Origin of the sequence: Micromonospora thermarum, from assembly GCF_012034245.1 — a bacterium.
GTDB classification, from domain to species: domain Bacteria; phylum Actinomycetota; class Actinomycetes; order Mycobacteriales; family Micromonosporaceae; genus Micromonospora; species Micromonospora thermarum.
In genome coordinates this window covers 1-2,705 of record NZ_JAATEO010000075.1, presented here as the reverse complement: position 1 = coordinate 2,705, position 2,705 = coordinate 1, and the positions used below count along the sequence as shown (strand labels likewise).

4 protein-coding genes are annotated in these 2,705 nt (G+C 67.7%); 2 read left to right on the top strand and 2 right to left on the bottom strand.

What is annotated here, in order from left to right:
* Positions 1-261: 261 nt before the first annotated feature.
* A complete protein-coding gene (locus tag HCJ94_RS29205; protein ID WP_168004218.1) occupies positions 262-546 on the top strand; it encodes a hypothetical protein in 285 nt (94 codons plus the stop codon).
* Between the two features lie 207 nt (positions 547-753).
* On the opposite strand, the gene HCJ94_RS29200 is transcribed toward HCJ94_RS29205, so the two are convergent.
* On the bottom strand, positions 754-1,413 hold the full coding sequence (locus HCJ94_RS29200) for a tyrosine-type recombinase/integrase (RefSeq protein WP_309227481.1): 660 nt from the start codon (positions 1,411-1,413) through the stop codon (positions 754-756).
* Here HCJ94_RS29200 and HCJ94_RS29195 point away from each other — a divergent pair.
* Positions 1,388-2,158, top strand: coding sequence for an Imm21 family immunity protein (locus HCJ94_RS29195; RefSeq protein WP_205802097.1), 771 nt, complete (start codon positions 1,388-1,390; stop codon positions 2,156-2,158). The two genes, HCJ94_RS29200 and HCJ94_RS29195, sit on opposite strands and share 26 nt — an antisense overlap.
* Here HCJ94_RS29195 and HCJ94_RS29190 read toward each other — a convergent pair.
* On the bottom strand, positions 2,155-2,553 hold the full coding sequence (locus HCJ94_RS29190; protein ID WP_168004216.1) for a hypothetical protein: 399 nt from the start codon (positions 2,551-2,553) through the stop codon (positions 2,155-2,157). The genes HCJ94_RS29195 and HCJ94_RS29190 overlap by 4 nt on opposite strands.
* Positions 2,554-2,705 lie beyond the last annotated feature (152 nt).

Sequence of the window (2,705 nt, the reverse complement as noted above, 5' to 3'; positions counted from 1 at the left end):
TTAGAAGTGACGCGGCTTCCCATTGGCTACGCGCCCTTCCGGGTGACCGAGGGGATGTAGCCCGGATCTGTAGGCCCGTGACTCGCGCTTGACCCGCTCAGCCGTGGGCGGTCCGCATCTGGTCCGCAAGAGGTCGACGAACGGCGGGGGAGTGGTGCGAGACGTCGAGAGGTGTTTCCCCTGCTAGGCGCCCATGTGCCCAGGTCGCCGGAGCCCACAATTTGATCTCATGATTCACCGGTCAGGCCCTACCATCCACCTGTGAAAGACGACCCGGGCGGCCACATCTGGCGGGAGCAGGCAGCGGGAAAGACTCCCCTCGCCGTCGATGCGGCAGCCCTCGGTCGCCTGATCGAGCAGGATCGCGATCCCGCCGAGGTCTCGTACTACGAAGCCATGGCGGACCCAGAGGTGCAGGCGCTCGATGACGCCCAACGCTCATATGCCGGGCAGTACCGGCGTCGGGTACGACGGTTGCAGGAACGCGAGAAGCGCCGCCGGTCGGAACCACCCGCCGGGCCATCCACGGGCCACAAGACGGTGTGACGCAGGGCCCAACCGGGCCAGTCGAGGCCCTGCCGACCGTGGTCAGCGCAGTGCCCCGACCCGATCTTGTGCGATTCCCAAGCTGACAGTGCGGGTTCGATTCCCGTCACCCGCTCCACGATCAAGGCCCTGGCCAGGACGACAGTCCCAGCCAGGGTCTTCGATGTTCCAAGGTCAAGGATCATGCGGCGTGCCATTGGCGTGCCATTAGCCCCGGGCGTTTGCGGCATCGTCCGAGCCCTCGCCCTTGCCGATGGCAACGTTGTTTGCCGGCCTCTGGCCGGCGTGCATGGCTTCGTGCAGCGCCTGGGCGATGGCCCGATCCGCCTCACTGGTCGCGTGCTGGTAGATCAACGCGGCCTGTGGTGAGTCGTGCCCCATCCGGGCCATCAGATCCCGGGTGCTCGCCCCGGTCCGCGCAGCGAGCGTATTGCCGGTGTGCCGCAGGTCATGGAAGTGCAGATGCGGCTGTCCGATGCGGGCGACGGCCGCTTTCCAACCGATCAGCTTGTTGAAGTTGCCCCGCCAGATCGGCCGCCCGCTCTCGGTGGCGAAGACGAGCGCCTCCGGGTCGTCGTCAACCTCCGCCGCCAGGTGGTCCCGCAGGATCTCGACCACAGCCGGCGGCAGGCTCACAGTGCGCCGGCTCGCCCGAGACTTCGGCGGGCCGAGGACCAGGCCGACGCCGCGCCGCTCCGTGTACGCCCGACGTACCCGGATGGTGCCGGCCACGGTGTCGATGTCCTGCCGCTGCAACGCCGCCACCTCACCCCAGCGCAGGCAGCCGAAGGTGGTCACCAGGACTAGGGCGCGGTACCGAGGCGGCACGACATCAGCCAGCTTGAAGACCTGCGCGAGCGTCAGCACCGGCCGCTCCGCCGCCGCCGTCCTGGTCGGCGACTCCACCACCGACATCGAAGCCGCCCACGCCGCCGGCGTCGCCTGCATCGGATACGCCAACATGCCGGGCAAGGCCGAACACCTGGCCGCCGCCGGCGCCGACGCAATCGTCACAGACATGAGCGACCTGGCGGCCGTCGTTGCTCGCACGCGCAAGCCGGAAAGCCGGTTGTCGTGGGTCGAGCCGGGCGGCGCACCGCTCATCGTCGTGCCGGCGTTAGCTCTCACCCGTTGGAGGGGTGCACCCGTCGACTTCGACCCGAGCGACCTGGACACCTGGGGTGACTACGGCCGGGCCTGCCAGGTCGACGGCTACGCCGGCACCCTGGAGGTCGATGACGACCAGGCGCTCGTCCTGGGCGACGAACCCGCATCCACCACCTACCTCCCGGATCAGCGGGTCTTCATCCGGTGGATCCGCGCCGACTCCGAGGAAGACGTCATCCACCTCATCCAGAAAGCCGTCGAGACGGCCGGCTGGGAAGACGCAGGCACGTGGACGACTAGCGGACCGGCACGGTTATTCGACTCCACGCTCACCGGGGACGAGCTGGAGCACGAACACCACCTCAGCGTCGACGTAGCTGCGGGCACCTACCTGATCCGCACTGCCTACGTTGAGGGCGAGGACGCGACAGCGCTGGTACTGGTTCAGCTGGTTCAGCTGGTTCAGCTGGTTCAGCTGGCTCAGCAAGCGCCGCACGCCGTCTAGCAGCTTTGGAGGACGCGCTCCAGGTCCGCGCCCGCTTGGACGACCACGGCGTCGGCACGGAGTTCCTCGGGAAGGTGGCGGCGCTGACCTTCGTGTGCGAGCAAGGCGGGGCAGCCGGGTGGAAGCACCACGGCATCGGCGAGGCCGATGAACTTGACGAGCATGTCGAGAACCAGACCGGGGGAGAAGCGGCTGATCATCAGACTGTCGAGCGCCTCGCCGCCAAGGACGGCGTAAAGGTCTGCTGTCCCGCCGTCCTTGGCGCTGATGTGCCAGTAGCTGCGGTCAGGTTCCCGGCGATCGACGTGCGGTTCGAAGGCGACCCGGATCGCCTCACCTGCGATCGGGGCAGCATCACCCTGCTGGAACCGCTGAACGAACATGTCGTAGCCCACGCGAGCAAGCTAGCGCTAACGGCAGAACGACCATGTCAAGCGCCTGGTGGGACGGGCGTCAAGCCTGGTCCCGTGGCGGCACATGCGGAGCGGCGTATGTGATCCGACAACTGATGTGCAACGCAGCTCTGTCAGGTGATGTGCGACGGGTG